This window comes from bacterium (assembly GCA_026398675.1).
Lineage (GTDB): Bacteria > RBG-13-66-14 > RBG-13-66-14 > RBG-13-66-14 > RBG-13-66-14 > RBG-13-66-14.
In genome coordinates, this window is sequence record JAPLSK010000367.1 from 1 (window position 1) to 2,429 (window position 2,429).

Consider the following 2,429-nt stretch of genomic DNA (forward strand, 5'->3'; position numbering starts at 1 on the left):
CAAGGCGAGCTTCTAACCGGAGGCTCTCCGCCGATTTTTCTCGCTCCGACGTTGGGCGGCCCCTCCGCGGGCCGCCGTTTTTTAATGTAGCCCTCACCCCTAATCCCGTGCCTCGCTGCGATGACGTAGGGCGGGGATTCCTATCCCCGCCGCTTTTTTCTAAGGCCGCCCGCACCCTTAATACCTCTCCCACAGGGAGAGGGAGACAGCTTCACCCCTCACCCCCATCCCCGTCGGCGCGACGCTGCCTAAACGTAGGGCGGGGATTTGCCAGGGGCATAGCTCGCTTCGCTCGGTTCCTATCCCCGCCGCTTTCACATTCCCTACCCTGACCCTCACCCTAGCCCTCTCCCTGGAAGGGAGAGGGGACATGCGGCAGACCTCACCCTAACCCGCACCTCGCTGCGATGACGTAGGGCGGGGGTTCCTATCCCCGCCGCGTTTTACCCCCCTCCCTAGCCCTGCCCCCAAAGGGGGGAGGGGGCAATGGCAACCCTCGCCCCGGCCAATGGAAACGCCGCCGCGACGCCTTTTTTTTCGACTCATTGATGATACAATGGGCCCGCGTCAAACACCCCGCCTTGCCATGAACGACCCCCGCCCAGCTCCACCCCGGAACCCCCTCGGCAGCCAGATAGTCGTCGGGCTGCTGCTGGTGCTCCTCGCGGTCAAGGTGGTGGACCTCCAGGTGACGCAGGCCCAAGAACTGGCCACGGCCAGCGAACAGAACCGCCTGCGCCAGGTGCGCATCCAGCCGCCGCGCGGGGAGATTTACGACCGCCGCGGGGAGGTCCTGGCGACCAACGAGGCGGCTTACGCCGTGGGGATACTCTCGCCGCCCGACCGGCCGCCGGAGGGGGCCCGCCTCCAGAGGTTGTGCGAATTGCTTGGTCTGAATTCCGCGACGCTCCTCGACCGTTTCGAGAACGGGCGGAGCTACCCCTACGAGCCGGCGATTCTCGTCCCCGACGCCGAGGACGCCCTGGTCACGCGGGTGGCCGAGTCCGACCTGGACGAGCTGGTCATCGTGGACCGGCCCCGGCGTGTGTACCCCCAGGGTGAGACGCTCTGCCACGTCCTGGGCTACACCGACGAGGTCCGCTCCGACGAGCTCTCGGTCCGCTACCGCATGGGCGACCTCATCGGGCGTAAGGGGCTGGAGGCCTCCTACGAGCCGGAGCTTTCCGGGCGGCCCGGGGTCCGCTACATCGAGGTCAACGCCATGGAGCGCCGCATGGGGGCCGCCTCGCACACCACCCCCCCCGAGCCGGGGAACAGCCTCGTGCTCTCCATAGACCTGGAGCTCCAGCGCCGGGCCGAGGAAATTCTGGACACCCTCACCTACCGGCGGCCGTACGACTTGTCCGGCGGCGGACCGTGGGTCGCGCCGGAGCCGGGGCTGCGCGGCTCGATAATCGTAATGGACGTGAATACGGGGGAAGTTTACGCCCTGGCCGCGCGGCCGGGTTACGACCCGAACCGCGTGGGCGTCCGGGCCGATCCCGACTACTGGCGCGGGCTTCTGGCCGACACCGAAAAGCCGCTCCTGGCCCGCGCTTACCAGTGCACATACCCCCCGGGCTCCACCTTCAAGGTGGTGGACGCCACGGCCGGCCTCTTGATGGGGAAGGTCTCCTCCGACGTGGCGGAGAACCCCGCGGATACGAGGAAGAAAGAGGAGCGGCCCTCGAGTTACATGGACCAGCCCTGCGGCGGCGTCTTCTACCTGGGCGACACGGCCTTCCACTGCTGGGGCCACATCGGCCACGGCCGCCTGACGCTCTCCGAGGCCATCGGCTGGAGCTGCAACGTGTACTTCTACCAGCTCGGCTTACGAATCGGGATCGAGGGCATAGCCAAGTACGGGCACCTCTACGGCCTGGACGAGCCCACGGGTGTGGACCTGCCCCACGAGCGCGCCGGGCAGCTCCCCTCCATCGAACGACTGGAAGAGCGGTGGGGGAAGAACTGGCCCCGGGGCCAAATCTGCAACAACGCCATCGGCCAGGGCGAGGTGCTGGTGAGCCCCCTGGAGCTTCTGACGGCGTACGCCGCCGTCGCCAACGGCGGTCGGCTCCTGGAGCCGCGTATCGTCCGGCGCATCTTCTCCCCGGACGGCACCCGCCTAAAGGACGTGCCGACGCGAGTCCGCCGCGACCTGGGCCTGCCCGGATGGGTCCGGGATACGCTCATCCAGGGATTCCGCAACGTCCTGAAACGCTTCGGGGCCAATCCCCCCGACCTGTGCGGGAAGACCGGCACATCGGAGAATCCGCACGGCGAGCCCCACGCGTGGTTCTGCGGCTTCGCGCCCTCCACCGACCCCCGGGTGGCCGTGGTGATAATGATAGAAAACGGCGGCTTCGGCGAGAGCTACATAAGGTACGCGAAGGAGCTGGTGGGCTACGTGCTGGACGAGGGACTGGACG

At 67.6% G+C, this 2,429-nt stretch carries 1 protein-coding gene; it reads left to right on the forward strand.

Annotated features, from left to right (window positions below):
- Positions 1 to 586: 586 nt before the first annotated feature.
- Positions 587 to 2,429, forward strand: a 1,843-nt coding sequence (mrdA, locus tag NTW26_11140) for a penicillin-binding protein 2 (protein MCX7022804.1), incomplete at its 3' end; no start/stop codon positions are given.